This window comes from Nocardia sputi, from assembly GCF_023501985.1.
Genome location: NZ_JAMFLC010000017.1, coordinates 147,094 through 173,223, shown reverse-complemented (window position 1 = coordinate 173,223; position 26,130 = coordinate 147,094). Strand labels below are relative to the sequence as shown.

Sequence of the window (26,130 nt, the reverse complement as noted above, 5' to 3'; positions counted from 1 at the left end):
CGGCTCGATGACTCCGAAACATCTGGGCTCGCAGCGTTTTCGTGTTGTTCGGACCGGAGCGGCGGCATGCGTTCTCGCGCTCGGGGTGTCCGTCGGGTTCGGTGCGACCGCGAGCAACCCGGCGCACGCGGAGAAGCCGACCGTGAGCCCGAATACGCCACCGCCCCCGGGGGAGCCAGCCGCTCCGCCGGACAAGACCGAGCGGGCGACGAACACTCCGTGCGTCAGCACCGGGTCCGGCGGCAGCGGACCGTCCATCCCGGAGGCCCAGCGCTCGCTCAACCTGGAGCACGCCTGGCGATTCTCCCGGGGCGCAGGCCAACTCGTGGCGGTCATCGATACCGGTGTCGCCCGTCACCCCCGCCTGCCCGGGCTGATCGCGGGCGGCGACTATGTGAGCAGCGGTGACGGAACCGAGGACTGCGATGCGCACGGGACGTTCGTCGCGGGACTCATCGCGGCGACGAAGGTCGACGGTCAGGGCTTCTCCGGGGTCGCGCCCGAGGCGCAGATCCTCACTATCCGCCAGACCAGCAAGCTGTATCAGAAGGAAGGCGCGAATCGGGACAAGGGGCCCGACGCCCTACCCGAGGGGTACGGCACCACTCGCACGATGGCCTCGGCGATCCGTCGTGCGGCGGACATGGGAGCCAGCGTCATCAATGTGTCCGAGGTAGCTTGCAGGCCGACATCGGAGCCCTTCGAAGACACCGATCTGGGTGCGGCGGTGCGATATGCCGCGATCGAGAAGGACGTGGTCGTCGTGGTCGCGGCCGGTAACAGCGCCGATGCCTGCAAGGGCTCCAACCAGGTCATCGATCCGCTCGACCCGGCCGCCGACCCGTGGAGCAAGGTGGATTTGAACGTGTCGCCCGCCCGCTACGACGACTACGTGCTCGCCGTCGGTTCCATCGACGGGCAAGGCCAGCCGTCGACGTTCACGGTGCCGGGGCCATGGCTGGGCGTAGCCGCGCCCGGTGAGAACATCACCTCGCTCGATCCGTTGTTCAACGATCCGAACAGCAGGGGAACCGCGGTCCAGGTCGGGAGCATCCGTCAGCAGGGGCAGCTCGGGCCGATTCAAGGCACCAGTTTCGCCACGCCCCTGGTGTCCGGTGTCGCCGCACTCGTGCGGGCTCGTTTCCCGGAGTTGAGCGCGCTGGAGGTCGTCGAACGCATTCAGGCCACCGCCCACGCCCCGGCGGAAGGGTGGAACCCGTACGTGGGCTACGGCGCGGTCGATCCGGTGGCCGCGCTGACCGCCGAGGTGGGCGACATATTGCCGCCCAAACGGCCGTCGCCGTCGAAGAGCGTGCAACTCGCGGTACCCGCTTCGGCCCCGCCGCCGGACCACAGCGCGCGCGATGTGGCCTTGATCGGCAGCGGAACCATCGCGGCACTGCTCGCCTTGGGCTTGCTCGCCTCGTTCCCGATCCGCCGACGACTCGGTGTGTCCGACGACGATATGTGACTCGGGAATCCCGGCACCCGCTGCGGGGCTGGGCCTTTCGGTGCGAGTAGGCGCGCGCACTGCGGTGATTCGCCGACGCGCACCGCTGAACGGCGGGACTATCTCGCGGCGATCGGCTGCTTGGCGGGCGCCGGGTCCGCGGCGACGCCGTCGTGGGCGACCATGGCGGCGTCGCGGCCCATCGTCGGTCCGCTCGCGAGCAGCCCGACGATCGGCCACGGCGCGGGCTCGGGTGTCACGCCCGATTCCTTGTCCATCCCGAGTGCCTTGGCGGCCTCGCTGTCCTTGATGCCGAAGCGGACACCGGTGTCGGCGATGTAGAACATGCTGTCCTTGCGCCTGCTGTCCGGTTCGATGCCGGTGGTCTGGACGAACGCGCCCGAACCCGGCTTGAAGTACACGGAGTCCACGTTGTCGCCCTTGCCGTCGGCCTGGGCGAGCGGAACCAGCTTGGCGCTACCGGGCATCGGCAGGTCGCTGCCGTCGATGACGGTCAGTTCGGCACGCAAGGCGACGTCGGCGTTGCCCGCGACTCCCGGAATGGGCTTCCAGGACAAGCAGCTCACGGGCCGGGCCTTGGGCTGGATGATGGTCGGTGCGGTCTCGGGGTAGGTATCCACGTTCAACGCGTTCGACACCGGCGCATGCTGTTGCTCGTAATCGCCGATGGCGGTGCCGTGATCGGGGTTGCGCTGCGAACTGCGGATCACGTCGGCGGTGAACGGGCTGATGGCCTGCAAACCGTTGTGCAGAATGACGAAGTTCTGGTTCGCCTTGCCGGTCACCTGGACAACGGTGCCGATCTTCAGGCCGTTGATCGAGTAGCCGGACGGCTGCCCGCCCGGATCGTCGATCTTCGGCGGCACGATCGCGTTCACCTCTGGAATAGCGTTCAGCAGACCTTCACTGATCGGGCGCGGGGTCATGCCTCGGATGCCCAACGGGCCCGCGACCGACGGGTCGTTCATGTCCACGCGGGCGCGCGTTTTGTTCCAGACGAGGTAGGTCGCGTCCTTACCCTTGACCAGCAGCGCCTTGTCCGAGCCCGTCGCCGACGCCTTGTCGCCGAGTTCCACGTCGCCGATCAACACGGAGGTGCTGCGGTCGTCGGTGCCGTCGGTCTTCAACGAGTCGCACACCGTCCAGGCGCGGCCCTTGCCCTCCTTGTCGAAGTGCAGCGACCCGGGAGCGCCTGGGATGCCGATCAATTGACCGCGAGCCTTCTTCCCCAGCTCGGACTCCTTCACGATCGCGGGCTTGGCGGCCTCGCCCGCGGCCAGGCGGGCCGAAGCGAGGTTGAGAGCCGGGTGCACCACGTCGTCGATCATCACGTAGACCGCGCCGGAGTCCTTGCCTACCAGGATCTTGGCGTCACCGATCTTGTCCTGCGGGCGCAGCAACGCGAGCACGCCGCATCCCGCCAGAACGACACACGCCAGGATCAGGCCCGCCGCGTACGCGCGGGACTGAGAACGCATGGGGTCGTGCAGCATTCGCACGTCCCGGCGCACCAAGGCGTGCTCCATCCGCCGGACCAGAAAGCGGTAGCCGCTCACCTGCCAGCGTGTGGTGGGTTTTGAAGGCATTATTCCTCCCCCGAACAGTGCTCACGTCCGCCGAACACAGTACAGTTCCCGAGGATTCTTGTTCAGCTCGGCCACAGCGAACCGGCCGACACCGGGTACTTGGGGGACGACAATGGCGGAACCGGCAGGCGCGGGACCACGAGCGCTGCTGGGGCGCATCTCGATGCAGAACCTGCTGATCGCGCAGATCATCGGGCTGTTCGCCGGAGTCGTCGCACTGTTCGCCGGTCTGCCCGGGCTTCCCGCGCTCGGCGTGGCGGTGGTCGTCGCGCTGATACCGCTGATCCCGGTCGCCAAACGCACTCTGCTGGACTGGGTCGCCACGTGGTGGCGTTATCTGACCCACCGCGACTACGAGCTCGGCGACACCGTCGACTTCCGCGGCGCGGATGGACGCTCGCTCGGCCTGTTCTGGGACGGCAGCCGCGTGGCGACGGTGGTCGAGGTGCTGCCCCCGCCCGGCGGGCTGACCAGGATCGCCCGCACCACGGTGCACGCCTCGCACCTGCTCCCGCTGGCGGAGCTGGCCAAATGTCTTAATCAGCACGACATCCTGCTCAGCGGCATCGACATCATCAGCCACGGGCACCGCAGCCGTTCGGGCACGCCCGCGGGCAAGATCTACGAATCGCTGCTGGGCCCGCTGCCCGCCACCGCGCACCGCACGGTGTGGTTGGCGATCAGCTTCGACGCGGTGGCCTGCCCGGAGGCGACGGCCCGGCGCGGCGGCGGAGCCGAAGGCGCATCGCGGGCGGTCACCATCGCGACCCAGCGGATCATGCGCACACTCGAGGACGCCGGCTGCAACGCCCGCATCTTGACGGCGCCCGAGATCCGCAAGGCGGTCTTGCAGATCACCAGCGGCTACGATCCGCGCACGCTCGAACACCGCTGGCGCTACGCCGAAATCGGCAACAGCGTGAACGTCGGCAGCGCGGTGGATCCCAAGCGCCTGGACTCCGATCTGCTCGCGCAGCTGTGGGTCGCGCCGTCGCGCGGCACCACCGTGGCCGTGCGGCTGCGCCCCGGCAGTTCGGCCGAGTCGGTGAGCATCGGCGCCGCGTGGCGGCTGACCGCACGCGAGCTGCCCGAAGGGTCCGAACTGCCGGGCATGATCTCGATGAACGGACGCCACCGCGACGGACTGCTCGCCCACCTGCCGATCGCGGTTCCCGGCGTGGACGACACCGTCCCGATGATCGAGCACTTCATCGACGTGATCGATGACCTGCACCTGCCCTCGTCCGGCTGCGGCCAGCTGATCGGCTCGGACGACGAAGGCAACGGTGTCGCGGTCCGCATCGTCGGCGCCGGCATCTCGACGGTGTACGTCGCGGGTGAGCTGTACCTGGCGCAGCAGTTGGTGTTCCGCGCGCTCGCGGTCGGCGAACGGATCCTCATCCGCACCGACCGGGCGCGGGCATGGGAAAATCTGGTCACCACGATCGGGAACCCGGAGCGGCTGACCATCGCCGTCGAAATCCACCAATCCGACGCGGGATTCACCGCCACGGTGGTGGACGGCGTGCTCGCGCCCGCCCCGCACGCGGGCGTCACCACCATCTACGTCACAGGGGACCCGATGGGCTGGCCCGCCAGCCGTCCCGACCTGGCCATCCAGCAGCCCGGCGCGATCGGCAACCACGTCGTGCTGCGCACCGGCACCGCGCAGGTCGATCTGACGCTGGTGTCGATTCCCAGCGAGGCCACCTACATCGGCCACCCACGCGGCCGCCGCGCCGTTGCGGCCCAGTAGCGGCTGACCCGATGCCGACGCAGTTCGGCGGGTGGGTCCGATGTCGAGTCGGCGCAGCATGATTCAGAACCGTTGGACGAACCGGTACCAGCTGCCTTCGAGGGGCGTGTAGCCGACGTCGCCGTCGGAGCGGGGTGGGCCCTGTCTGGGTGCGCCGTGTGGGAAATAGGCGAATCCGACGGGATCGATGAGGCCTCCGTCGGTATAGAGCAGGCAGCCGTCGTCGCGTTCTACCACCGAGGTGATGGTGTAGACGCCGTACCGGCCGTGGGCCGAGGCGTCGCAACTGGTTGCGAGGCGTTCGAGACTGCCGGCGGAAACCCGCCATCCGAAGTCCTCGGGAAGGTCGGCCCACGCCAGCGCGCAGGTCAGTGCGACCGCGCCGGGCGCGAGGAGTAGCCGCAGGTAGCGGCGGTAGCGGATCGCACCGAACAGCCCGATCACCAGCCACAGCGCGCCCAGCAGCACCAGCGCCCAGCCGGCGAGCACGAGATACGGAAACGCGGCGTCCGACATCAGCAACCACAGCGTCGCTACGCAACACAGGCTCACCAACAGTGTGATCACCGCGACCGACACGCGCCACCACCGGGATGCGGTCCGAGCGGGTTCACCCTGACGGCGCAGCTCGTCGTTGTGTTCGGGGGTGGTCATCGAGTCGTGCCTCCTGTGGCAGAGCGCGCGGTTCGGGTCGAGAGGCCGCGGGTGTCACCATCGACCGAACTTACCGATTCGACGTCAGGCCCACCCGCCGAACCGGGCGTCATCGCGGCTAGCCTGGGTACGGGTCGGCGCTTCTGGCGGCTCGCAACGTGCGGGCCCACCAGGCCAATTGGCGCAACATGCGGTCCGCCGCATCGATCGCGGCGCCGTCGCGAGTGTCCCCCGCCTCGTCGAACCGCTTCTTGGCCTGGTGAAAGCTGACCGTCTCGCGGACCGACACCATGTGGATCTCGGCGACGACCTGACGCAGCTGCTCCACCGCCCGCAAGCCACCGGACAGGCCCCCGTAGGAGACGAAAGCGATGGGTTTTGCGCGCCACTCGTGTTTCGCGGTGTCGAACGCCGTCTTCAGCGATGCCGGATAGCCGTGGTTGTACTCGGAGGTGACGACGACGAACGCGTCGGCGTCGCGCAGTCGCGCGCGATAGGCCGTGGTGTGCTCGTTCTCGGTGAGCTCGACCGGCAACGGTGTGTGTGCGAGATCGATGACGCCCGTGTCGAATTCGGGGCGAGCGCGCACCGTACGCAGGAACCAATCCGCGACCACCGGCGCGAACCGCTCCGGACGCACACTGGCCACGATGACCTCGAGCCGCAACGGGGTATCCACCGCGCGAGCCTAACTCGCGACCTGACCGCCCCAGCCCCCGGCGCGCTCGGATACTCCCCGTGAACTCTGCTCCCGTCGGCAACGGGCACCCACCCGAAGCCACCGACTCCGTCGGGTCGACCGAACGCCGAGCACGAGCTGTCTTCCCGCCATTGACGAGCGAGTGCGGACCGACGAGCCTGCCGAATATCCTATGGTCGACAGGCCCATCTCCTCGCGGCGCCGCGAGCGCCACGGGACGAAGCCAGTGCCTATGAGCGCAATGGAGTGCAACTGAGACGGACGGGCAGTCGATCGAACACGGAGACAGGATGATTCTGGTAACCGGCGCCACCGGGAATGTCGGTGCGGAACTGGTGCGGACTCTGAGCGAAGCGGGTGAGCAGGTGCGAGCGCTGGTGCGCGATCCCGCCAAGGCCGCGCTCGTGCCGGGCGCCGAGGCCGTGACCGGCGATCTCAACCGACCGAAGACGTTGGCCGACGCCCTCGACGGCGTGGACGGCATGTTCCTGCTCCCCGGCTACGACGACCTGCCGGATCTGCTGGATCGCGCGCACAAGGCCGGAGTACGCCGGGTCGTGCTGCTGTCCGGGGGTTCGGCCGCGCTGCGGGACATGGACAATGCCGTGTCCCGCTACATGGCGCTGTCCGAGGACGCGGTGCGAGCATCCGAACTGACGTGGACTCTGCTGCGACCGCGGCAGTTCATGTCGAACGCGCTGCGCTGGCTGCCGCAATTGGCCTCGGGCGACGTTGTCCGCGTCCAGTTCCCGGGTATCCGGGCAGGAGTGATCGACCCCGCCGATATCGCGGCGGCCGCGGCCGCGGCGCTCATCAGGGACGGGTTGGAAGGACAGGCGCTCGAGCTCACCGGCCCGCAGGCGCTGCGACCGGCCGAGCAGGTCGCGGTGCTCGGCGCGGTGCTCAACCGGCCGCTGGTGGCGCGCGAACTCGACGACGAGGAGACCGAAGCCGAGTTGGCCGCCACCATGCCGAGGGAGTACGTCGACGCGTTTCTCAGCTTCTTCGTCGGGGGGACGCTGGACGAGGAGACGCTCTATCCGACCGTCGAGCAGGTGACCGGCCGGTCGCCGCGCACTTTCGAGCAGTGGGCGACTGCTCACGCAGAAGAATTCGCGACGGCGCCGAGCTGACCGACCACGCGCGGCCGTCCGGGTGACGTATAACTCGGCGGCCGCGAACTCGGCCAGGCCCTGTGCGGCCGCCACTGTCGCCGCCTCGGTCACTCGATGTCGCGCGGCGAGCAGCGCCCGGCGCAGGTGCCCGCCGGGCGACCCGGCCGCCTCGTGACCAGCACCCGCGCGCTCAGGGCAGTTCGAACGGCAATGACACTCCCGCGTGGACGCGGCACCGGTCACAAGTGCCGGTGCCGTCCACCGCGGCCACCGCGCGGCGGATGAGTTCCTTGAACGGTGCGAGGTTGCGTTTGAACTCGGCGAAGACGTCGACCGCGTGCACTCCCTCGCCCTCCTCCAGGCCGGCGTCCAGATCGGTCACGAGAGCGACTGCGGCATAGCACATTTCGAGTTCCCGGGCGAGCACCGCCTCCGGGTGACCGGTCATGTTCACCAGTTCCCAGCCCTGCGCGGCGAACCACCGGCTCTCGGCGCGGGTGGAGAAGCGCGGTCCCTCGACCACGACCATGGTCGCCTCGTGCATCATGCGCAGCGCGTCGGACTGGGCCTTGATGGCGGCGGCGCGCAGTTCCTCGCAGTAGGGGTCGGCGAAGGACACGTGGATGCCGCCGCCGCCGAAGTACGTCTGCGGGCGGCCGGAAGTCCGGTCGACCAGTTGGTCCGGGACCGCGACCGTGCCGGGGCCCCAGTCCGCCCGCAGGCTGCCGACCGCGCAAGGCGCGAAGATCCGGCGCACGCCCAGCGAGCGCAGTGCCCACAGGTTCGCCCGGTAGGGCAGGGTGTGCGGTGCGAATTCGTGGTTCTTGCCGTGCCGCGGCAGGAATGCCACCGGCCTGCCCTCGACTTCTCCGACCGCGATACCCGCGCTCGGGGCGCCATAAGGTGTCTCGACCTCGACGGTGGTCGCCTCGTTGTCGAAGAAATCGTAGAAGCCGCTGCCGCCGATGACGGCGAGCGCGGGCCGGGGGTGCGAACTCATACCCCGATTGTCTCGTCCCGTGCTGTCCGTCGCGCGCCGGGATCGGCGTTACGCTGCTCGCGTGGCGGTACCGGACCGGTCCTCCGACTGGTCCGGCCGGTCGCGAGCCTGCCGCGCCGTGCGGTCGGCGCGGCGCCGGACCTGACAATCCCGGCAGGAAACTGTACCCTAGGGGGGTATTGATCCCGCTTCGCGGGACCGACAGGCAGCGAGGAGACATCGGTGGCGGATTCCCCGCACGACCACACAGCGACCGACCACTCGGCGCACGGCTACATCACCGCGAAGGACGACTACCTGAAGCGGCTGCGCCGGATCGAGGGCCAAGCGCGCGGTCTGCAGCGGATGGTCGAGGAGGAGAAGTACTGCATCGACATCCTCACCCAGGTGTCCGCCATGACCAAAGCCTTGCAAGCCGTGGCGATGGGCCTGCTCGAGGACCACATCAGCCACTGCGTGGTGGACGCGGCCGTCGCGGGCGGGCCGGAGGCCGAAGCCAAGATCAAGGAAGCCACCGACGCCATCGCGCGCCTGGTCCGATCCTGAGCGGGCTATCCGTGCCAGCGGCGGTAGACCGCGGCCGCGCCGGGGTGCAGCGGGATCGGCCCGGTGCTGATCAGCGACCGGCCGTCGAGGAACTGGGTGCCCGCCGCCTCGGTGGGGACCAGCGCGTCGGCGTGCCACACCAGCAGTTCGACGATCGCGGCGGCCACGTCTTCGGGCATGGTGTCGGCGGCGAGCAATAGGTTCGCCACCCCGATGGTGTGCACCGAGACCCCGCCGGGGTAGGCGTCCGCGGGGATCGCGACCCGGTCGTACACCGGGCCGAACCACTCCCGCATCGGCGCGGCCAGCTCGCCCATGTCCACCAGCCGCATCCGGCTGGGCACCGCCAGCAGTGCGGTCGGCACGCCACCCGCCCACAACAGCGCGTCCGCCTCGCCCGCGGTCAGGGCGGCCACCGCCTCCGGCAGCGGGCGATGCGAAATCGCCACGTCGGCGGCCGGATCCAGTCCCGCGACGCGCAGGATCCGTGCACCGGTCAGCGCCGCGCCCGACCCCGCCGCGCCCAGGCTCACCCGGGCGCCGCGCAGGTCCGCGACCGAGCCGATCGAACTGTCCGAGCGCACGACCAACTGCAGATAGTTCTCGTAGACCCGCCCCAGCGCCGACACTCGATCGGCGCTGTCGGGCACCGAGTCCACGAGCGCGAGCGCGGCGTCGACCTCGCCGCGGGCGAGCAACGCCAGGTTGGCTTGCGATCCCGAGGTGGTGACCCGCTCGATCCGCACGTCCGCGGCCGCCGCGGCGGCCAGGCCGAGCAACCCGGCGAAGGCGTGATAGAAGCCGCCCACCTCGCCGGAAGCCAGCCGCACCGTCGCGCCGGCGCCGCGCGGTGCGCAACCCGCGACACCCGCCGCGACGGCAAGCGCGAGGAACCCGCGACGACCGAAGCCGCGACGGACGATCGTTTCCCGGCTCATCGGGCCTCCCCCGCGGGCAAACGCACCCGCACCGCGAGACCGTGCGGACGCACCGCCGCCACGGTCAGGACGCCACCGCGCGCCTGCGCCAACGCCGCGGCGATCGGCAGGCCGAGCCCCGAGCCGCCTGCTCGTGCCGCGGAACCGCGGAAGAAACGCGTGGTGAGCTTGTCGATCTCGTCGGGGCGAACACCGGCTCCGTCGTCGCGGACGCTCACCGTGACCCAGCCCGGCTCGGTCTCGACCACCAGATCGGTGTGCGCGCCCGCCCCCGCGTAGCGGGTGGCGTTGCTCAGCGGTACGTCGAGTATCTGAGCGAGCACGTCGGCCGGGACCGCGACATCGGCGCGCTCTACCGTCGGCGCGACGCGCAGGTGCTGCCCGGCCGAGTCGAACGCCGAGCACCAGGCATCGAATCGGTCGGCGACCACCTGCACGGCGTCACACCGGTCCTCGTCCTCGGCGGTCCGAGCGAGGTCGAACGCCGCGGGCGTCTCGGCGACGGCCAGGCTGAGCAGGCCGTCGAGCAGCGCGGTCAGGCGGTCGACCTCGGCGCCGGCGCCGCGAAAGGTGCTCGCCGCGCTCGCCGGGATCGCGGGCTCCAGGGAATCGAGCCGGATGGTCAGGGCGGCCAGTGGGTTGCGCATCGCATGGGCGGTGTCGGCGACCAGTTGGCGCTGGGCGTCCACCGAATCGGCGACGGCCGCGGCCATGGCGTCGAAGGATTCCGCCAGCGCCCGCATCTCCGGCGGCCCGCCATACCGGCCCGCGATCGACACCGGCGCGACGGTGCCTGCGCGTGGCTTGGGCAGCGTCGCGGTCAACTCCGCCACGCCGTGCGAGAGCGCCGCGAGCGGCCGCAGCACCCAGCGGCCGATGGTCACCGCCAGCAGCACGAACAGCGCCATCGCGACGACGCCGCCGAGCACGATCACCGCCCAGGCCCGCGCGATGTCGCCACGGGCGCGCGCGGTCGACGCCTCGATCACCACGGCTCCGTTCACCTGCACGCCGGTGCCGACCGGCCGCGCCACCAGCATGGTCGGCGCGCCCCACGGTGTCAGCTTGTCCACCGAGTGCGGGCGCTGATTGCGGCGCGCGGCCGCCACCGCCGCGAGGATGCCGGGGTCGTTCACGTCGGCGCCCGCGTTCACCGTCGTCGCGCCCCTGGCGTCGACCACCAGCACGTTCTCGCCGTAGAGCTCGTGATAGCGCAGCACCTCGTCGGCCAGCGCGCGGCTGTCCCCCGCAGTGACGGCGTTGTCGGCGAGGGTGGCGAACCGGTCGGCGTCGCCCGACCGTGCCAGCACCAAGGCCTGGGTGCGGCTGGTCGCGATGGTCAGCGACAGCGGCACCGCGAACGCCAGCACCGCGATGGCGGCGAACACCGTCAGCGCGACGAGCAGGCGACGCCGCATGACCTACCTCCGCACCGCCGGACCACGCTCACTCCCCCCACCGGTACCCGTATCCGCGGATGGTGGTGATGAGGCCGGGCCGATTCAGCTTCGCCCGCAAACCGGTCATGTGCACGTCCAGCGAGCGCGAGACCGCGACGAACGCGTCGCCCCAGATGCGATCCATCAACTGCTGCCTGCTCACCGCCGCGCCCGGTCGTTCCACCAGCGCCTCGACCAGTTCGAACTCCTTCTGCGTCAGCGGCACCGGTGCACCCGCGACCTCGACCACGCGTGCGCCGAGGTCGACCCGCACATCACCGGTGACGACCACCGTCTGCGCCTGCTGCGCCGCGGCGGCCGCCCGCCTGGTCACCGTCTCCAACCGCGCGACCAACTCGGCGATCCGCGGCGGCTTCACCAGATAGTCGTCGGCGCCGCCACGCAGGCCGCGCACGATCGACCGTTCGTCGCTGCGCGCGGTCAGGATGACCACCGGCACCGAGCTCACCTCGCGCAGTCGGCGCAGCACCTGCAAACCGTCGCCGTCGGGCAGGCCCAGATCGAGGATGACCGCGTCGTAGTCGCGATGCGCGATCAGCAGGTCCGCGCCGCGTCGCTTGCGTTCGGCGCGGTAACCGCGGGCGTTGAGCGCCTCGACCAGCGCGTCTCCCACGCCGTCGTCGTCCTCGACCACCGCAAGCCGCACGCGCCGATCCTTCCACAGGGGATGGACCGGCGCGTGTGCCGGGCGGTCAGTCACGCACGGTGACCAACGGAGGTCCCGGCTCGGCCGCCGCGGCGCCGGACCCGGTGTCGGCGGTCGCGGTGGGCTCGGGCGCGTCGATCGTCGACGAGGTCGAGGTCTCCCGCATGAAGTAGTAGGTGACCAGCGAGATGGCGATGCAGCCCGCGACGTACCAGAAGTACAGCGACTCGTGACCGCCCTTCTTCAATGCCAGCGCGATCGTCTCCGCGGTGCCGCCGAAGATGGCGACGGTCAGGGCATAGGGCAGCCCGACGCCGAGCGCGCGGATCTTCGTCGGGAACAGCTCGGCCTTCACGATCGCGTTGATCGAGGTGTATCCGGTGATGATCAGCAGGGCCACCATCATCAGGCCCCACGCGGCGACCGGATCGGTGGTGCGCGCGAGCACGGTCATGATCGGCACGGTCAGCAGGCTGCCCGCCACACCGAAGAAGATCAGCAGTTTGCGGCGGCCCACCCGGTCCGACAGCGCGCCCGCCAGCGGCTGCAGCACCACGAAGACCAGCAGCGCGACGAAATTGATCCACGCGACGGTCGACTTGGAGATGCCGGAGGTGTTGATCATGAACTTCTGCATGTAGGTCGTGTAGGTGTAGAACGCGACGGTTCCGCCCAGGGTCAACCCGACGACCAGCAGGCACTCGCGCGGGTACTGCAACAGGATGCGCAGCGAACCACGCGACTGTCCTCCACCCGCCGCGCCCTGCTCCGCTGCCCGCCCGGATTCCGCGCGGAACTGCTCGGACTCGTCCATGCCGCGCCGCAGCCACATCACGATCAGCGCCCCGGCGGCGCCGATCACGAACGGAATCCGCCAGCCCCAGTCGTTCATCTGGTCGGCGTCGAGGAACTGCTGCAGCACGATCTGCACTCCCAGCGCGACGAGCTGGCCGGCCACCAGGGTCACGTATTGGAAGCTCGAGTAGAACCCGCGCCTGCCCGCCGAAGCCACCTCGGACAGATACGTCGCACTGGTGGCGTACTCGCCGCCGACCGAAAGGCCTTGCAGCAGCCGGGCCACCAGCAGCAGGGCTGGAGCGGCGAGACCGATGGTCTGGTAACCGGGGGTCAGGGCGATCATCAGCGAACCGGCCGCCATCACGGTCACCGACAGGGTCAGCGCCGAGCGCCTGCCGAACCGGTCGGCGTACCGGCCCAGTGCCCAGCCGCCGATCGGGCGCATCAGGAAGCCGACCGCGAACACGGCGGCGGTGGACAACAGCTGCGCCGTCGGGTCGTCCTTGGGAAAGAACGTCTTCGCGAAGTACACGCTGAACGCGGCGTAGACATACCAGTCGTACCACTCGACGAGGTTGCCGATGGATCCGCGCAAAACGTTCGCGACCACCCGGCGCTCGCCCACGGGCTGTGTCTGTGTCTGTGGCTGTGGCGTAGTCACAAGATCTCCTTCTTCGACGCCTCATCGCGTCGTCGCAGATCAGTGTGTCGGCAGTCACAAGCTCTCGGAACGGCTCTCGACGCTTCCTAACAGTCCCTTAGGACGATCGCCGCGGCGGCGAAACATCGCCGGCCCCCGGCGGGAAGCCGGGGGCCGGGTTGGCTCGAATCGGAATGCTCAGGAACGCGCGGCGAGCAGCGGAGCGAGAGTACGCAGCGCGGGTAGGTAGTTGTCGCCGAGGATCTGCACCGCGACGTGGTCGGCGCCGGCCCGCAGGTGCCCCGACAGCCGGTCGGCGATCTGCTCGGGCGTGCCGTGCGCGACGACGGCGTCGAACACCCGGTCGCCGGGCGGGACGGTGAGGTCGGCGTCGGTGAAACCGAACCGGCGCAGGTTGGACACATAGTTGGTCAGGCCCAGGTAGAACCCGACGGTCTCGTCGGCGACGGTATGCGCCGCCCGGACGTCATCGGTCAGCACCACCTTGTGCTCGGTCGCCAGCACCGCGTCCGGGCCGATGATCTCGCGAGCCTTCGCGGTGTGCGCCGTCGGCACGAAGTAGGGCAGCGGGCCCACCGACCGCTCGGCGGCCAGCTTCAACACCCGCGGGCCCAGCGCTGCCACCGCGCGACGTTCGGCGGGCACGCCCGCCGCGTCGAGTTCGTCGAGATACTCGACCAGCGCGTCGTACGGCTTGCGGTATTCGCCGGTGTGCTCCGGATGTCCCGCGCCGACGCCGAGCAGGAACCGGCCGGGGAAGCGCGCCTCGATCCGGTGATAGGAGTCGGCAACCTCCTTCGCCGGGGCCGCCCAGATGTTCACGATGCTGGTGGCCACGGTGATCGTTTCGGTCGCCTCCAGCAGTGGTTCGACCACTGGCAGATCCGCCGGGGGCGAGGCCCCCAACCACAGCGCGCCGTATCCCAGCTGCTCCAATTCCCGCGCGTCCTCCGGGCTGAACCCGTTGTACGCCCGCCACACTCCGAACCGCCCGAGACTGTCGAATGCCATGTCCGGACCCAACATGTGCTCGCGGGCGGCTATTCCGCGCGGACGGATCCCGGGCTTCTCACCCCCGTCGGATCTGTGCCGCGCCGCTCCAAGAGGGCTACTGTGGCAATTGCACAGCTATCGGCGCCCGCCGCCGTGGCAGGCGTCACCACTACGAAATGGAGGTGATCGCTGTGCTCAGATTCGATCCATTCCATGACATCGACACCGTCACCCGCCAATTGCTCGGTGAGAGCGCCGGAACCGCTCGCGCACCCCGATTCATGCCGATGGATCTGTTCAAGGCGGGAGATCACTACGTCTTGAACGCGGACCTGCCCGGCGTCGATCCCGGTTCGATCGATGTCAGCGTCGACAACGGCACGCTCACCTTGCGGGCGCAACGCACCGTGCCGAGCGAGGAAGGCGTCCAGTGGATCGCCTCGGAACGCTTCGCGGGCGCCTTCATGCGCCAGCTGTCCCTCGGCGAGAACGTCGACGTCGACAACATCGGCGCGACCTATAACAACGGCGTGCTGTCGGTGACGATCCCGATCGCGGAGCGCGCGAAGCCGCGTCGCATCCAGATCTCCGGGGCATCCCAAGAGCCGAGGACGATCGAAGCGCAGACGAGGCAGACCGAACAACTGTCGCCGACGCAGCGCGAACAATCCCAGCAGTCCGAACAGTCCCAGCAGCAATACCCCGGGTCATCCAAGTGACCGGGTCGCTACCCGCACCCGCACCCGCACCCGAGCACGGGTGCGGGTAGTCCCCATTCTCAATCGCCGCAACAACCCGCGTCCGGGACCGGGACCGACCGCATCTCGCGGGTCTGCGCGTTGCGGGCGGCGAGTTCCCCGTCGGCCGGATAGTCGACGCCGATCAGGCTCAGACCGTGGGCGGGAGCGACGGTCACCGAGCTGGAACGCTCCCGCTCACGCAAGAGCTCGGCGACCCATTCCGGAGTGCGGCGACCTTCGCCGACCGCGAGGACCGCGCCGACCAGGCTGCGGACCATCGACCAGCAGAACGCGTCCGCGCTGACATAGGCGACCAGCAGATCGCCGTCGCGCACCCAATCGAAGCGCTGCAACTCGCGGACGGTCGTCGCGCCCTCCCTACGCCGGCAGAACGCGGCGAAATCGTGCAGCCCCAGCAGCTTCCGCGATGCCACGCGCATGGCTGGGACGTCGACGCCGGATCGGCAGGCGACCACGCCGCGGGCCTGCAGCGGTTCCGCGCCGTACGGTGCGGTGGTCAATCGATAGGCGTAGTGGCGGCGGACGGCGGAGAACCGGGCGTCGAACTCGGGCGCGGCCAGGCGTGCGTCCTTGATCCGCACGTCCTTCGGCAGGAATCGCGCCATCCGGTGCACCAGCTTGCCCGCATCCAGTTCGCCGGAGGTGTCGAAGTGCGCGACCTGTCCCTCCGCATGCACGCCCGCGTCGGTGCGGCCCGCCACCGTCAGCTGGATCGGCTCGCGGAACACCTTGCTCAGCGAGTCCTCCAGCACGCCCTGCACGGTGCGCAGACCCGGCTGACGCGCCCAGCCGACGAAATCCGTGCCGTCGTAGGCGATGTCCAGCCGGACCCGGGACAGGCCGGTCACGGGCTCGCCGGGCGTGTCCTCGCGCGGCCGGTCCGACATCGATCCCACCGATTCCTCCACGGTCACATGATCCTCCGGTCGAAACGAACGAGCCCGCCGACCCAGTGCGGGTGGCGGGCTCGTACGTGAACTCCGACGCTCAGCGTCAGGCGTCCTTCTTCTCCTCGGCGGCCTGCTCCTCGGCGGCCTCCTCGGCAGCCGGAGCCTCGGCCTCGGCGGTCTCGGTGGCGGCCTCGTCGGCCTGCGCCTCGACGACCTCGGCGGCCGGAGCCTCCTCCGCCTGCTTCGACGCCGCGACGCGACGGGCGCGATCGGCCTCGTTGGTCACGGTCTTCTCCCGGACCAGCTCGATGATCGCCATCGGCGCGTTGTCACCCTTGCGCGGCAGCGTCTTGGTGATGCGGGTGTAGCCACCCTCGCGCCCCTCGAACGACGGGCCGATCTCGGCGAAGAGTTCGTGCACGACGGTCTTGTTGCGGATCACCTTCAGCACCTCGCGACGGTCGGCAAGGGTGCCGGCCTTCGCCTTGGTGATCAGCTTCTCCGCGTAGGGGCGCACGGCCTTGGCTTTGGCCTCGGTGGTGGTGATCCGGCCGTGCTCGAAGAGCGCCGTCGCCAGATTGGCGAAGATCGCCTTCTGGTGCGACGCCGACCCGCCGAAGCGGGCACCCTTCTTGGGCTTGGGCATTGTGATGTTCTCCTGTGTCTTTTCTCGGCGCTCCCGGGCGCGTCGCTTACGCCGCGGGCGCGAGGCCGGGCCGGGGCGCCTCCCCCGGCGGCCTAGAGCTGTTCGGTCTCGGCGTAGTCCTGCTCGCCGCCATCGGTGTCACTGAACGTGCCGCTGTCGCTCCACGTGCCGGTGCTCGCGTCGTAGCCGACCACGCTGGACGGATCGAACGACGCCGGGCTGTCCTTGAGCGAGAGGCCCAGCGCGTGCAGCTTGACCTTGACCTCGTCGATGGACTTCTGGCCGAAGTTGCGAATGTCCAGCAGATCCGACTCGGTGCGGGCGACCAGCTCGCCCACGGTGTGCACACCCTCGCGCTTGAGGCAGTTGTAGGACCGGACGGTGAGGTCCAGGTCCTCGATCGGCAGTCCGAACGAGGCGATGTGGTCCGCCTCGGCCGGCGAGGGGCCGATCTCGATGCCCTCGGCTTCGACGTTCAGCTCACGAGCCAGGCCGAAGAGTTCGACCAGGGTCTTGCCCGCCGAAGCGAGCGCGTCCCGTGCGCTGATGGAGTTCTTGGTCTCCACGTCGAGGATGAGACGGTCGAAGTCGGTGCGCTGCTCGACGCGGGTGGCCTCGACCTTGTAGGTCACCTTGAGCACAGGCGAGTAGATCGAATCCACCGGGATCCGGCCGATTTCCGCACCGGAGGCCTTGTTCTGCACGGCGGGGACGTAGCCGCGACCGCGCTCGACGACGAGCTCGATCTCCAGCTTGCCCTTGTCGTTCAGGGTCGCGATGTGCATGTCCGGGTTGTGCACCACGACACCGCTCGGCGGGACGATGTCACCGGCGGTGACGGTGCCCGGGCCCTGCTTGCGCACGTACATCGTGACCGGCTCGTCCTCCTCCGAGGACACGACCAGGCCCTTGAGGTTCAGGATGATGTCGGTGACATCCTCCTTCACGCCGGGAACGGTGGTGAACTCGTGCAGGACGCCGTCGATGCGGATGCTCGTGACCGCGGCCCCCGGAATCGAGGACAGCAGGGTACGCCGCAGGGAGTTGCCGAGGGTGTAACCGAAGCCCGGCTCGAGCGGTTCGATGGTGAACTTCGACCGGTTCTCGGCGACGACCTCTTCGGTCAGCGTCGGACGCTGTGAGATCAGCATGGGGATCATCCTCCTTTTTGGGCGCCCGCTATTTGACGCCTCGTCTCAGGGGTTGTGCGTGGCCGCCCATGTCGGGCGACCACGCACCAGCAGCACAGTGCTGTACTCGTCGAAGTATTACTTCGAGTAGTACTCGACGATCAGCTGTTCCTGCAGCGGCACATCGATCTGGGCGCGCTCGGGCAACTGGTGGACCAGAATCCGCAGTCGGCCCGGGATCACCTGCAGCCAGCCCGGAACCGGGCGGTCGCCGACGGTCTCACGCGCCACCTGGAACGGCAGGGTGCCCAGCGACTTCTCCTTGACATCGATGATGTCGTACTGGGTGACCTGGAAGCTGGGAACGTCGACCTTCTTGTTGTTCACCAGGAAGTGGCCGTGAGAGACCAGCTGGCGAGCCTGACGGCGGGTACGGGCCAGACCGGCGCGGTACACCACGTTGTCCAGCCGGGTCTCGAGCAGACGCAGCAGGTTGTCACCGGTCTTGCCCTTGAGGCGGTTGGCCTCCTTGTAGTACCGGCTGAACTGCTTCTCCATGATGCCGTAGGTGAAGCGGGCCTTCTGCTTCTCCTGCAGCTGGAGCAGGTACTCGCTCTCCTTGATCCGCGCGCGGCCGTGCTGGCCGGGCGGGTAGGGGCGACGCTCGAACGCCTGGTCGCCTCCGACGAGGTCGACGCGCAGACGACGCGACTTGCGGGTGATGGGGCCTGTGTAACGAGCCATTGTTCGCTGTTCCTTTCCCGCTAGACGCGACGCCGCTTGGGCGGACGGCAGCCGTTGTGCGGCTGCGGGGTGACATCGGAGATCGTGCCCACCTCGAGGCCCGCGGCCTGCAGCGAGCGGATCGCGGTCTCACGGCCCGAACCGGGGCCCTTCACGAACACGTCGACCTTCTTGACGCCGTGTTCCTGCGCCTTGCGGGCGGCGTTCTCGGCGGCGAGCTGCGCGGCGAACGGGGTCGACTTGCGCGAGCCCTTGAAGCCGACGTGACCCGACGACGCCCAGGAGATGACGTTGCCGTTCGGGTCGGTGATCGACACGATCGTGTTGTTGAACGTGCTCTTGATGTGTGCGTTGCCGTGCGGGACGTTCTTCTTGTCCCTGCGACGCGACTTCTGGGTCTTCTTCGGGCCCGCGGCCCGACTCTTCGGAGGCATCGGTTATCCCTACTTCTTCTTGCCGGCGACGGTGCGCTTCGGGCCCTTGCGGGTGCGCGCGTTGGTCTTGGTGCGCTGGCCACGGACGGGCAGGCCACGACGGTGGCGCAGACCCTGGTAGCAGCCGATCTCGATCTTGCGGCGAATATCGGCCTGCACCTCGCGGCGCAGGTCACCCTCGACCTTGAACTCGGAAGCCTCGATGTAGTCACGCAGCTTCGTCAGATCGTCGTCGCTGAGATCCTTCGAACGCAGGTCCGGGCTGACGCCGGTGGCCTCGAGGATCTCCTTGGAGCGGGTACGGCCAATGCCGAAAATGTAGGTCAGTGCGATCTCCATGCGCTTCTCGCGCGGGAGGTCGACGCCCATGAGACGTGCCATCTGGCAGTTTCCTTAATCGTTGCGGAGGTCTGCTCCCTGTCCGTCCCCTCGTCTTGTGGGGCACCGGCCTCCGAACCGGTGGTAGGCGCGCACGCCCCAGGGCGAACCCTGATATCCGCAGCGTGCGGCTGGTGCTGGGAGTTCTTCTTGCCAATCCGAACTGCGGTTCGGTGCTTGGCTGGTGTTGCGTCGAGCGGCGCCGTCGGCATGCCTCGGGCGGGTGAAGCGAGGTCTCCCTCGCCTCCGCTCAGCCCTGGCGCTGCTTGTGGCGCAGGTTGTCGCAGATCACCATGACCCGGCCGTGACGGCGGATCACCTTGCACTTCTCGCAGATCTTCTTGACGCTCGGCTGAACCTTCACGTCCGTCCAATCTGTTGTGGTTCACACGGGTGTGAACACAGTTTTTCCCCAGTCGGCGACTGGGGAAGCTCTGTGGTGAGTCGTTTCGACTCGGTCCCGGCGTACGCCGGGACAACCGGCCGCGCCGACCCGATCGCGCCGGGCGCGATCACTTGTAGCGGTAAACGATCCGGCCACGCGACAGGTCGTAGGGCGAGAGCTCGACGACCACACGGTCCTCGGGGAGGATGCGAATGTAGTGCTGCCGCATCTTCCCGCTGATGTGCGCGAGAACCTTGTGCCCGTTCTCGAGCTCGATCCGGAACATCGCATTGGGCAGCGGCTCGACAACCCGACCCTCGACCTCGATGGCCCCGTCTTTCTTCGCCATGTCCTCCGCGATCCCGGTTACACTCAACCTGGTTTGTTTGCCTGGTTCTGCTCGGATGGACCGGTCGCCTGAGCGGACCGCTCGCACACAAACAGGCGGCGCATAGGTGCACCGCCGCTCCAGCTTACCGACCCGTTCCCGTTCGGGCAAAAATGCCTCCCTGTATACCCGTGTCGCCTGCCGTTTCGCAGCCGCCTTCCCACCGGTGGCGGGCGTCTGGTCCTGCGCCGCGACGGGACCGGGTTGTCGCGTAAACTGGCCGCTGTCCAGGTATTTGGGTCGAGCAGATCGAGGGGGATGCGTGAGCCGGCGCAGCGAGCGAGGCACCGGCGGAGGCGCCCTCGGTCTGGGCCGAGCGAGCGGCAGGGAGGCGAGGCCGTGTGAGTAAGCGTAGCGAGCGAGTCACCGGCAGTGCGCCCCTGGCCACGACCGAGCCGAGCAGCAGCGAGGGAAGTCGTGAGTGAACGCAGCGAGCGAGTCATCGGCACACCGAGCCGCAGCGAGGCGCAGCCGTGAGCCGTAGCAATGACGGCCTTCCCATGCTGCCGCCGTGGCTGTCGGAGAGCGACGTCACACAGAGCGGCTACGAAGCGCCGGTGCAGAACCTCCCGCACGAGGAACTCATCGAGGAATCCCTCGGCCGCAGACGCGGACGTTTCAAGAATCGCGCACCCGAGGCGGAACGCCCGGAGGCCGCGCGGCCGGAGAAGCGCCGCAAGGGCTGGCGCCGCGACAAGCACGACGGACCCTCGGACGAGCAACCGCGGCAGAGCGAGCCGGACCGCGCGCCGATGCCTGCGCCGGTCGAGCCCGTACCGGGTCAGATGCCATCCACCGGCTACGACCGGATACCGCCGGAGCAGGAGAACACGTGGCAGGCGCCACCCCCGCGCGACAATTCGCCGCAGCGCGGCCTGCCCACCCGTAACCCCTCGCAGCCCTCTCCCGGATTCCAGCCGCTGGGCAGCAGGCCCGCGGACGCGTCCGTGCGCAACGATCAGCCCGCGCCTCCGCAGGCCCGCAGGCCGGATCTCCCGCCCCCGCCGCCACTGCCCGACCCGCCGCGGCAGCCGGACGGTGAGAGGTCCGCTCCGATGCCGACCGACGAGCAGGCCCGGCCGCCCCGCGGCGAGAGCGCGCCCGGCCAGGACGCGGGCACCACCCGCCCTCCGCTCGCGCCGCAGAACGGCGGATGGCCATCCACCGGCAACCCTCGGCTCGACGCCGCGCTGTCGGCCGTGCTGCCGAACCATTGGCCTGCGGCCGCGCCGCCAAACAACCAGTCCGCGCCCAGCAGCCAATCCGCGTCGCCGAGCAACCACCCCTTCGCACCACCGGTGGGCACGGACACGACCAGGAACACCGCGGCAGCGCCGGTTGCCGAGCAGCGGGAGATCCCGCCGAGCGGTCCGAATCAGACGTGGCCGACCGGCAACCAGCCGCCGACTCCGTCCAGCGGCCACACGCCCACTGCGCCGGTAGACGGCGGACACCCCGCAGTGCCATCGTCCGCAGCCGACCACCCGAGGTCGTCGGCTGCGGAATCCGGAGAGCGCCCCGCAGCCGATACGATCGGCGCCGCATCCACGATGGATGCCGGACGGACGCCCGTGGCAGACCGCCCCGCAGATCCCGGCCCGGTAACGTCGTCCGCCGAAGACGATCCCGCAGTGGCGCACCATGTGCCATCCGCACGGCCGTCCGCAGGTGGCATTCCCGCGCCCGCAACGCAGGCCGGCCCATCCGGTCCCACCGTCGCGGATTCCGGCGGTCCGCCGCCCTGGCTCGCGGCGCCGCGGCCCGAGCAGAACGAGGCACCCGCGACGGACCCGCCTCGGCGTCTCCCGCCGCTACCCGATCCGCCCGCGCCGCACGAGCGGGCACACGTCGCGCCGACCGACGACGAGCACCGCCCGCCGCCGCGCAGCGCGGACGGTCCGCCGCCCTGGCTCGGTCACACCGCACCGGAGCAAACCGGTCAGCCGGGCCGACCCGGACTTCCGCCTGTGCCGAACGAAGTCGCCGCACAGAGCGGCCGAGTGCCCGTCGAGCATTCGGGGCAGGCACCGCGGCTGCCCGCCGACCGCGGACCGGCGTCGAACCCGCAGCCCGCGGATCTCGGTGCCGCGCAACCGGCCGCGTCGGTGCCCCCTCCGCACACCGAACAGGGTGCGGTCGGTCCGGTGCTGCCCGCCCCCGATAGCGCCTCCGCGACCGGCGCTCCGGTTACACCGGATATCGCCGCGCAGCCGACCACGTTCACCGCTCGACCGAAGACGGCCGGGGCGGCGAATCCGGTTCCCGCGCAACCTGGCCCGGTTCCCGCGCAACCTGGTCCTGTGAACCTGGTCGGCCCTGTCGGCCCTCCGCCCGCGCAACCTGGTCCGGTTCCCGCGCAACCTGCTCCGGTTCTCCCGCAGCCTGATCCGGGTTTCACGGCGCCGAGTTGGACGAGCACGGCCGGAGCCGATTCCGCGTCGGCGCGCCCAGTGGGCGGCGGACGACACCGGCTGCCTGCCGAGACGAGCGCCTCCTCTGCTGCGCAGGCGCCGATCGCACCGGCGCCTGACTTCGACCAGCAGCCGGTACCTCAGCACCGGCCGGGCCCCGCCTACGCGGGCGATCCGCAGCCGGCACCACACGCGCCGATCGGTGAACACGCCAGTCACCCGCCACAGTTCGCGGGTGGGCAGCTGCCGGGTACCGCACCGCAGGCCCCCGCCGATCAGTGGCGCAACACCGCCGAACCGGTCGCCGCGCCCGAATCCGCCCCGGTGGCGCCGTATTCCGCGCCTCCGCAGTACCAGGCCGATCAGCAGCCCCACGCCCAGCCCGCCCCGCACGCAAGCCCGCAGTGGGGCACGCCGCAGGGCTACGCGCAACCGCAGGCCCAGCAGCCGGGCGTGCCGTTCCAGCCTTCGCTGGACAACGTGCCGCTGCGGCGGGCCAAGAAGGCGCCGGGCTCCGGGTGGCGCAAGGCGGTGCATCACGTGTCCGGCGGCGCGATCAACCCCGGCATGTCCGCCGAGGAACGCAGGCTGCAAGAACTGGTCGCGCGGATCAGGCAGCCGGTCCGCGGCGATTACCGGATCGCGGTGCTCTCGCTCAAGGGTGGTGTCGGAAAGACCACCACCACAATGGGTATCGGCTCCATCTTCGCCTCCATCCGGGGCGACCGGGTGATCGCGGTGGACGCCAATCCCGATTTCGGCACGCTGTCGCAGCGGGTGCCGCTACAGACCAGGTCCACCGTGCGCGACCTGCTCCTCGACTCGTCCATCCAGCGCTATTCGGATGTGCGCAGGCACACCTCACAGGCGACGAGCCGCCTGGAAGTGCTGGCCAGCGAACGCGATCCGGCCGCGTCGGAGGCGTTCAGCGAGGAGGAGTACCGCGCTGTCGCCCGAATTCTGCAGCGGTTCTACAACATCATCCTCACCGACTGCGGTACCGGACTCATGCACTCGGCCATGTCCGGGGTATTGGACCTGGCGCACTCGCTGGTGCTGATCTCCTCCCCCGCGATCGACGGAGCCCGCAGCGCCGCCGCGACGTTGGACTGGTTGTCGCTGCACGGTCACGACCACTTGGTGCGCAATGCGGTGGTGGTGATCAACTCTCCGCGCGCCGGATCGCCGAATGTCGGTATCCAGCAACTACGGGAGTACTTCCTGTCCCGGTGCCGCGCCGTGCACATCATCCCGTTCGACCCGCACATGTCCGAGGGCGCCGAAATCGATCTGCACCGGCTGCACAAGCAGACCAAGCGCGCCTACGTCGAGCTGGCGGCGACCGTCGCGGACGACTTCGCCACCGATCACCGCCGTTATCACCCGTGACACCCGCCGGGGCCGTGGCCCGGCGGGCAAGAAGGGCGAGCGGATCAGCCGCTCACCACTCGGGCAGACGCCGCCTGCCCGCCATGACGTCGCGCACCAGATCGTCGTAGGCGTCGGCGAGTTCGGCGAGATGATGCCACGCGTTGTGCAGCAGCTCGTCGTGCGCGTTCAGCGTCATCAACGCGTGGTGCGCGCGCACCGAGGACTCGGCCAGGCGATCGATCACCGCGCCCACCGTTTCGGTGTGCAGAGTGGCGCCGAGCCGATGCTGCGGCACGCTGCGCATCACCCAGTCGTCGATGGCCATCACCAATTCGACTCTGCGACGCTCGATTTCGCGAACCACCGCCACGGCGGTATCCACCGAACCACCACGGCCGACCAGGCGACGCTCGTGTAGCACTGCCAGATCGCGAGCGAACCACAGGAGCGGACCACCGACCACACGGTGCCCGCGACACGCCCGGACCAATAGGTCGGACGTGGGAAGCAATCCCGGCGCCGAAGAGCGCACCGAGGGATCGACACACCTCGGTGTGCCGGGAAGGGCCATTACGACCGTTGTATCCGAACCTGCCACGTTGCCTCGCCGTCATCGCCGCACAACACCGGATCAGGACGTTCATTACAATAAACCTCTGAAGGCCCCTGTCAAGCGTTACCCGGCCGTAGGGAGTCACGAAGAGTACACTTCGTTACCTGCACGACCAACCGAGGAGCAAGATGGCGGACGGTCCGACGTATCACCGGATCGCAGACCTCCTCCGCGAGGAGATCCGCGCAGCCAAGTGGAAGCCGGGCGATCGACTGCCCAGTCACTCCGAGCTTGCCGATCAGATGCAGGTCTCGATAACCACCGCCCGCAACGCGATCCAGGTGCTGGTGACCGAGAATTTGGTCTACACAGCAACTTCCCGCGGGACGATCGTTCGAAACCAAGAGGTTCTCGAATCCGTTGTCACCGACTCCATTCGCCCCGACCGGCCGCAGACCCCGCACGACATCTTCGAGGAGATCGCGCGGGCCGCGAGCCGGGAGCCGTCGAAGGAGTTCAGCGCGAGAATGGAGCCGGCCAGTCCCGAGGTCGCGTCGTGGCTGGGCATACCGCCGGATTCCTGGGTACTGGCCAGGACCGTGGTCCAGTATCTCGATCACGAACCGTGGTCATGGGAGGTCAGCTTCTATCCCCGAGACCTGGCCGAGGCCACGGGAATCGACTCCCCGCACGACATTCCGGAGGGAACCACTCGCCGCCTCGCCGACCGCGGCCATGCCGAGACCGCGCACCGCGACACTCTGGTCGCTCGTCCGGCCAGTGCGGAGGAGGCCTCGGTGCTCGGCGTCGCCACCGGCACCATCCTGCTCGACCATCTGCGCATCGGAGCCACGCACGAGCGCGTCACCCGTGCCACCCGGCATCGTTCGCTGGCCACCGGCAATCGGCTCGCCTACGAACTCGGCGATGCCCAAGGCACCGCGATAATTCGGGCGACGCTTGCCAACTCCCACGGGTCCGGTCCGGCCTAGCCCATGACGATCGCGCTGCGCCAGGCTACGGGGGGCGATCTCGGCCTGATCTGCCGCCTGCGTGTGCAGCGCACGGCGTGGCTGACCGCGCGCGGCTCCGATCAGTGGACGGTCGCCGGGCGCGGCCTGCCCATCGAGATCTTCGCCCGTGCCGTCGGACGTTCGCTGGACGCGGGCGAGACCTGGATCGCGGAGGTCTCGGGCGAGCCCGCGGGCACCATCACGGTCAACGACCGCGCCGATGCGGGTCTGTGGTCGCAATGGGAACTCGATGACTCGGTGATCGTCCATTTCATGATCGTCGATCTGCGTTTCGCGGGGCGACGCGTCGGTCACCGGATGCTCGCCCACGCGGGGATGCTCGCCCGCCGACAGCAACGCGGATGGGTCCGGCTGGATGCGTGGACCACCAATTCCGACCTGCACGACTATTATCGGTCCGCCGGTTTCCGTTTGGTTCGCATCGCGGGGCCGCTCGCGGTGGGACCGTCGCGCGCGCTGTTCGAGCGACGAGCCGACAGCTGGGATCGCGCACTGCCCGTACCGGTCCCGGCGGTCACACGATCGGCTACGTCGGCGATTCTGCGATCCCCCCGGTCGAACAACTGACCGGTACGCCACAGCGCGGGCAGGTGACCCTTGCGGATCGCGTCCGCCCGAGCGGCCACACGGGCCGGGCGAGTTGGACCACGCTTCGCCGCCCGCCTCGTCGTGGCTACCCGA

25 protein-coding genes and 1 pseudogene are annotated in these 26,130 nt (G+C 69.3%); 8 read left to right on the top strand and 18 right to left on the bottom strand.

Going from position 1 to position 26,130, the window contains the following annotated elements; all coding sequences use genetic code 11:
* Nucleotides 1-7 precede the first annotated feature (7 nt).
* Entirely contained in the window at nt 8-1,471 is a 1,464-nt protein-coding gene (gene mycP / locus M8859_RS22660) for a type VII secretion-associated serine protease mycosin (RefSeq protein ID WP_249644129.1), read from the top strand.
* Nucleotides 1,472-1,569: 98 nt separating this feature from the next.
* On the opposite strand, the gene eccB is transcribed toward mycP, so the two are convergent.
* Nucleotides 1,570-3,057: a type VII secretion protein EccB gene (eccB, locus tag M8859_RS22655; protein WP_195071255.1), complete on the bottom strand. Its 1,488-nt coding sequence runs from the start codon at nt 3,055-3,057 to the stop codon at nt 1,570-1,572.
* 112 nt (nt 3,058-3,169) lie between these two features.
* Here eccB and eccE point away from each other — a divergent pair, with 112 nt between their 5' ends.
* Nucleotides 3,170-4,813, top strand: a complete 1,644-nt coding sequence (gene eccE, locus M8859_RS22650) for a type VII secretion protein EccE (protein ID WP_159922931.1) — start codon at nt 3,170-3,172, stop codon at nt 4,811-4,813.
* Nucleotides 4,814-4,876: 63 nt separating this feature from the next.
* On the opposite strand, the gene M8859_RS22645 is transcribed toward eccE, so the two are convergent.
* Nucleotides 4,877-5,467 carry a hypothetical protein gene (locus M8859_RS22645; protein ID WP_159922929.1) on the bottom strand — a complete coding sequence of 197 codons (591 nt, stop codon included), beginning with the start codon at nt 5,465-5,467 and terminating at the stop codon, nt 4,877-4,879.
* 118 nt (nt 5,468-5,585) lie between these two features.
* Nucleotides 5,586-6,146 carry an NADPH-dependent FMN reductase gene (locus tag M8859_RS22640; RefSeq protein WP_159922927.1) on the bottom strand — a complete coding sequence of 187 codons (561 nt, stop codon included), beginning with the start codon at nt 6,144-6,146 and terminating at the stop codon, nt 5,586-5,588.
* Between the two features lie 311 nt (nt 6,147-6,457).
* On the opposite strand from M8859_RS22640, the gene M8859_RS22635 reads away from it, so the two are divergent.
* Nucleotides 6,458-7,300, top strand: a complete 843-nt coding sequence (locus tag M8859_RS22635; RefSeq protein WP_159922925.1) for an NAD(P)H-binding protein — start codon at nt 6,458-6,460, stop codon at nt 7,298-7,300.
* Nucleotides 7,301-7,472: 172 nt separating this feature from the next.
* Here the strand turns inward: M8859_RS22635 and M8859_RS22630 are convergent, their stop codons facing one another.
* Complete coding sequence (locus tag M8859_RS22630; RefSeq protein WP_159922923.1) at nt 7,473-8,282, bottom strand: S-methyl-5'-thioadenosine phosphorylase; 810 nt, start codon at nt 8,280-8,282, stop codon at nt 7,473-7,475.
* A gap of 222 nt (nt 8,283-8,504) precedes the next feature.
* Here M8859_RS22630 and M8859_RS22625 point away from each other — a divergent pair, with 222 nt between their 5' ends.
* A complete protein-coding gene (locus M8859_RS22625) occupies nt 8,505-8,828 on the top strand; it encodes a metal-sensitive transcriptional regulator (protein WP_159922921.1) in 324 nt (107 codons plus the stop codon).
* Between the two features lie 5 nt (nt 8,829-8,833).
* Here M8859_RS22625 and M8859_RS22620 read toward each other — a convergent pair whose 3' ends face one another.
* The 5 genes from M8859_RS22620 to M8859_RS22600 all read right to left on the bottom strand — a co-directional run bounded on the left by M8859_RS22620 (nt 8,834) and on the right by M8859_RS22600 (nt 14,342).
* On the bottom strand, nt 8,834-9,766 hold the full coding sequence (locus M8859_RS22620; protein ID WP_159922919.1) for a TAXI family TRAP transporter solute-binding subunit: 933 nt from the start codon (nt 9,764-9,766) through the stop codon (nt 8,834-8,836).
* A complete protein-coding gene (locus M8859_RS22615; RefSeq protein WP_159922917.1) occupies nt 9,763-11,184 on the bottom strand; it encodes a sensor histidine kinase in 1,422 nt (473 codons plus the stop codon). Before M8859_RS22615 ends, M8859_RS22620 begins: the two co-directional genes overlap by 4 nt.
* Before the next feature lie 28 nt (nt 11,185-11,212).
* Nucleotides 11,213-11,872 (bottom strand): response regulator transcription factor, encoded by a 660-nt coding sequence (locus tag M8859_RS22610; RefSeq protein ID WP_159922915.1) that lies wholly within the window; start codon nt 11,870-11,872, stop codon nt 11,213-11,215.
* Between the two features lie 46 nt (nt 11,873-11,918).
* On the bottom strand, nt 11,919-13,331 hold the full coding sequence (locus M8859_RS22605; RefSeq protein ID WP_223518744.1) for an MFS transporter: 1,413 nt from the start codon (nt 13,329-13,331) through the stop codon (nt 11,919-11,921).
* 177 nt (nt 13,332-13,508) lie between these two features.
* A complete protein-coding gene (locus M8859_RS22600) occupies nt 13,509-14,342 on the bottom strand; it encodes an LLM class F420-dependent oxidoreductase (RefSeq protein WP_159922913.1) in 834 nt (277 codons plus the stop codon).
* A 173-nt stretch (nt 14,343-14,515) separates the two neighbouring features.
* On the opposite strand from M8859_RS22600, the pseudogene M8859_RS22595 reads away from it, so the two are divergent.
* Nucleotides 14,516-14,947: pseudogene (locus tag M8859_RS22595) on the top strand (Hsp20/alpha crystallin family protein); the annotation flags it as partial.
* Between the two features lie 155 nt (nt 14,948-15,102).
* Here M8859_RS22595 and truA read toward each other — a convergent pair.
* The 8 genes from truA to infA all read right to left on the bottom strand — a co-directional run bounded on the left by truA (nt 15,103) and on the right by infA (nt 20,041).
* Nucleotides 15,103-15,972, bottom strand: coding sequence for a tRNA pseudouridine(38-40) synthase TruA (truA, locus tag M8859_RS22590; protein ID WP_159923188.1), 870 nt, complete (start codon nt 15,970-15,972; stop codon nt 15,103-15,105).
* A gap of 106 nt (nt 15,973-16,078) precedes the next feature.
* On the bottom strand, nt 16,079-16,621 hold the full coding sequence (rplQ, locus tag M8859_RS22585; protein ID WP_195139498.1) for a 50S ribosomal protein L17: 543 nt from the start codon (nt 16,619-16,621) through the stop codon (nt 16,079-16,081).
* Nucleotides 16,622-16,713: 92 nt separating this feature from the next.
* Nucleotides 16,714-17,772 carry a DNA-directed RNA polymerase subunit alpha gene (locus M8859_RS22580; protein ID WP_039796155.1) on the bottom strand — a complete coding sequence of 353 codons (1,059 nt, stop codon included), beginning with the start codon at nt 17,770-17,772 and terminating at the stop codon, nt 16,714-16,716.
* Nucleotides 17,773-17,889: 117 nt separating this feature from the next.
* On the bottom strand, nt 17,890-18,495 hold the full coding sequence (gene rpsD, locus M8859_RS22575) for a 30S ribosomal protein S4 (RefSeq protein WP_159922909.1): 606 nt from the start codon (nt 18,493-18,495) through the stop codon (nt 17,890-17,892).
* Between the two features lie 20 nt (nt 18,496-18,515).
* Nucleotides 18,516-18,929: a 30S ribosomal protein S11 gene (rpsK, locus tag M8859_RS22570; RefSeq protein WP_039795647.1), complete on the bottom strand. Its 414-nt coding sequence runs from the start codon at nt 18,927-18,929 to the stop codon at nt 18,516-18,518.
* A 9-nt stretch (nt 18,930-18,938) separates the two neighbouring features.
* Complete coding sequence (gene rpsM, locus M8859_RS22565; RefSeq protein WP_039795645.1) at nt 18,939-19,310, bottom strand: 30S ribosomal protein S13; 372 nt, start codon at nt 19,308-19,310, stop codon at nt 18,939-18,941.
* Nucleotides 19,311-19,557: 247 nt separating this feature from the next.
* Complete coding sequence (gene rpmJ, locus M8859_RS22560; RefSeq protein WP_011207363.1) at nt 19,558-19,671, bottom strand: 50S ribosomal protein L36; 114 nt, start codon at nt 19,669-19,671, stop codon at nt 19,558-19,560.
* Between the two features lie 148 nt (nt 19,672-19,819).
* Nucleotides 19,820-20,041 carry a translation initiation factor IF-1 gene (infA, locus tag M8859_RS22555; RefSeq protein ID WP_003418601.1) on the bottom strand — a complete coding sequence of 74 codons (222 nt, stop codon included), beginning with the start codon at nt 20,039-20,041 and terminating at the stop codon, nt 19,820-19,822.
* 2,039 nt (nt 20,042-22,080) lie between these two features.
* Between infA and M8859_RS37890 the strand changes: the two genes are divergently transcribed.
* Complete coding sequence (locus tag M8859_RS37890) at nt 22,081-23,880, top strand: MinD/ParA family ATP-binding protein (protein ID WP_439651516.1); 1,800 nt, start codon at nt 22,081-22,083, stop codon at nt 23,878-23,880.
* A 52-nt stretch (nt 23,881-23,932) separates the two neighbouring features.
* Here M8859_RS37890 and M8859_RS37315 read toward each other — a convergent pair whose 3' ends face one another.
* A complete protein-coding gene (locus M8859_RS37315; protein WP_223518746.1) occupies nt 23,933-24,244 on the bottom strand; it encodes a DUF4254 domain-containing protein in 312 nt (103 codons plus the stop codon).
* 359 nt (nt 24,245-24,603) lie between these two features.
* On the opposite strand from M8859_RS37315, the gene M8859_RS22540 reads away from it, so the two are divergent.
* Together M8859_RS22540 and M8859_RS22535 are read left to right on the top strand one after the other, a co-directional pair.
* Nucleotides 24,604-25,407 carry a GntR family transcriptional regulator gene (locus tag M8859_RS22540; RefSeq protein WP_159922905.1) on the top strand — a complete coding sequence of 268 codons (804 nt, stop codon included), beginning with the start codon at nt 24,604-24,606 and terminating at the stop codon, nt 25,405-25,407.
* A 3-nt stretch (nt 25,408-25,410) separates the two neighbouring features.
* Nucleotides 25,411-26,016 (top strand): GNAT family N-acetyltransferase, encoded by a 606-nt coding sequence (locus tag M8859_RS22535; protein ID WP_159922903.1) that lies wholly within the window; start codon nt 25,411-25,413, stop codon nt 26,014-26,016.
* The last annotated feature ends 114 nt before the right edge of the window (nt 26,017-26,130 follow it).

Coding starts and splice junctions, on each gene's coding strand:
- mycP (WP_249644129.1), top strand. CDS start 8: ATGACTCCGAAACATCTGGGCTCGCAGCGTTTTCGTGTTGTTCGGACC.
- eccB (WP_195071255.1), bottom strand. CDS start 3,057: ATGCCTTCAAAACCCACCACACGCTGGCAGGTGAGCGGCTACCGCTTT.
- eccE (WP_159922931.1), top strand. CDS start 3,170: ATGGCGGAACCGGCAGGCGCGGGACCACGAGCGCTGCTGGGGCGCATC.
- M8859_RS22645 (WP_159922929.1), bottom strand. CDS start 5,467: ATGACCACCCCCGAACACAACGACGAGCTGCGCCGTCAGGGTGAACCC.
- M8859_RS22635 (WP_159922925.1), top strand. CDS start 6,458: ATGATTCTGGTAACCGGCGCCACCGGGAATGTCGGTGCGGAACTGGTG.
- M8859_RS22630 (WP_159922923.1), bottom strand. CDS start 8,282: ATGAGTTCGCACCCCCGGCCCGCGCTCGCCGTCATCGGCGGCAGCGGC.
- M8859_RS22620 (WP_159922919.1), bottom strand. CDS start 9,766: ATGAGCCGGGAAACGATCGTCCGTCGCGGCTTCGGTCGTCGCGGGTTC.
- M8859_RS22615 (WP_159922917.1), bottom strand. CDS start 11,184: ATGCGGCGTCGCCTGCTCGTCGCGCTGACGGTGTTCGCCGCCATCGCG.
- M8859_RS22600 (WP_159922913.1), bottom strand. CDS start 14,342: ATGGCATTCGACAGTCTCGGGCGGTTCGGAGTGTGGCGGGCGTACAAC.
- truA (WP_159923188.1), bottom strand. CDS start 15,972: ATGTCGGACCGGCCGCGCGAGGACACGCCCGGCGAGCCCGTGACCGGC.
- rplQ (WP_195139498.1), bottom strand. CDS start 16,621: ATGCCCAAGCCCAAGAAGGGTGCCCGCTTCGGCGGGTCGGCGTCGCAC.
- M8859_RS22580 (WP_039796155.1), bottom strand. CDS start 17,772: ATGCTGATCTCACAGCGTCCGACGCTGACCGAAGAGGTCGTCGCCGAG.
- rpsD (WP_159922909.1), bottom strand. CDS start 18,495: ATGGCTCGTTACACAGGCCCCATCACCCGCAAGTCGCGTCGTCTGCGC.
- rpsK (WP_039795647.1), bottom strand. CDS start 18,929: ATGCCTCCGAAGAGTCGGGCCGCGGGCCCGAAGAAGACCCAGAAGTCG.
- rpsM (WP_039795645.1), bottom strand. CDS start 19,310: ATGGCACGTCTCATGGGCGTCGACCTCCCGCGCGAGAAGCGCATGGAG.
- infA (WP_003418601.1), bottom strand. CDS start 20,041: ATGGCGAAGAAAGACGGGGCCATCGAGGTCGAGGGTCGGGTTGTCGAG.
- M8859_RS22540 (WP_159922905.1), top strand. CDS start 24,604: ATGGCGGACGGTCCGACGTATCACCGGATCGCAGACCTCCTCCGCGAG.
- M8859_RS22535 (WP_159922903.1), top strand. CDS start 25,411: ATGACGATCGCGCTGCGCCAGGCTACGGGGGGCGATCTCGGCCTGATC.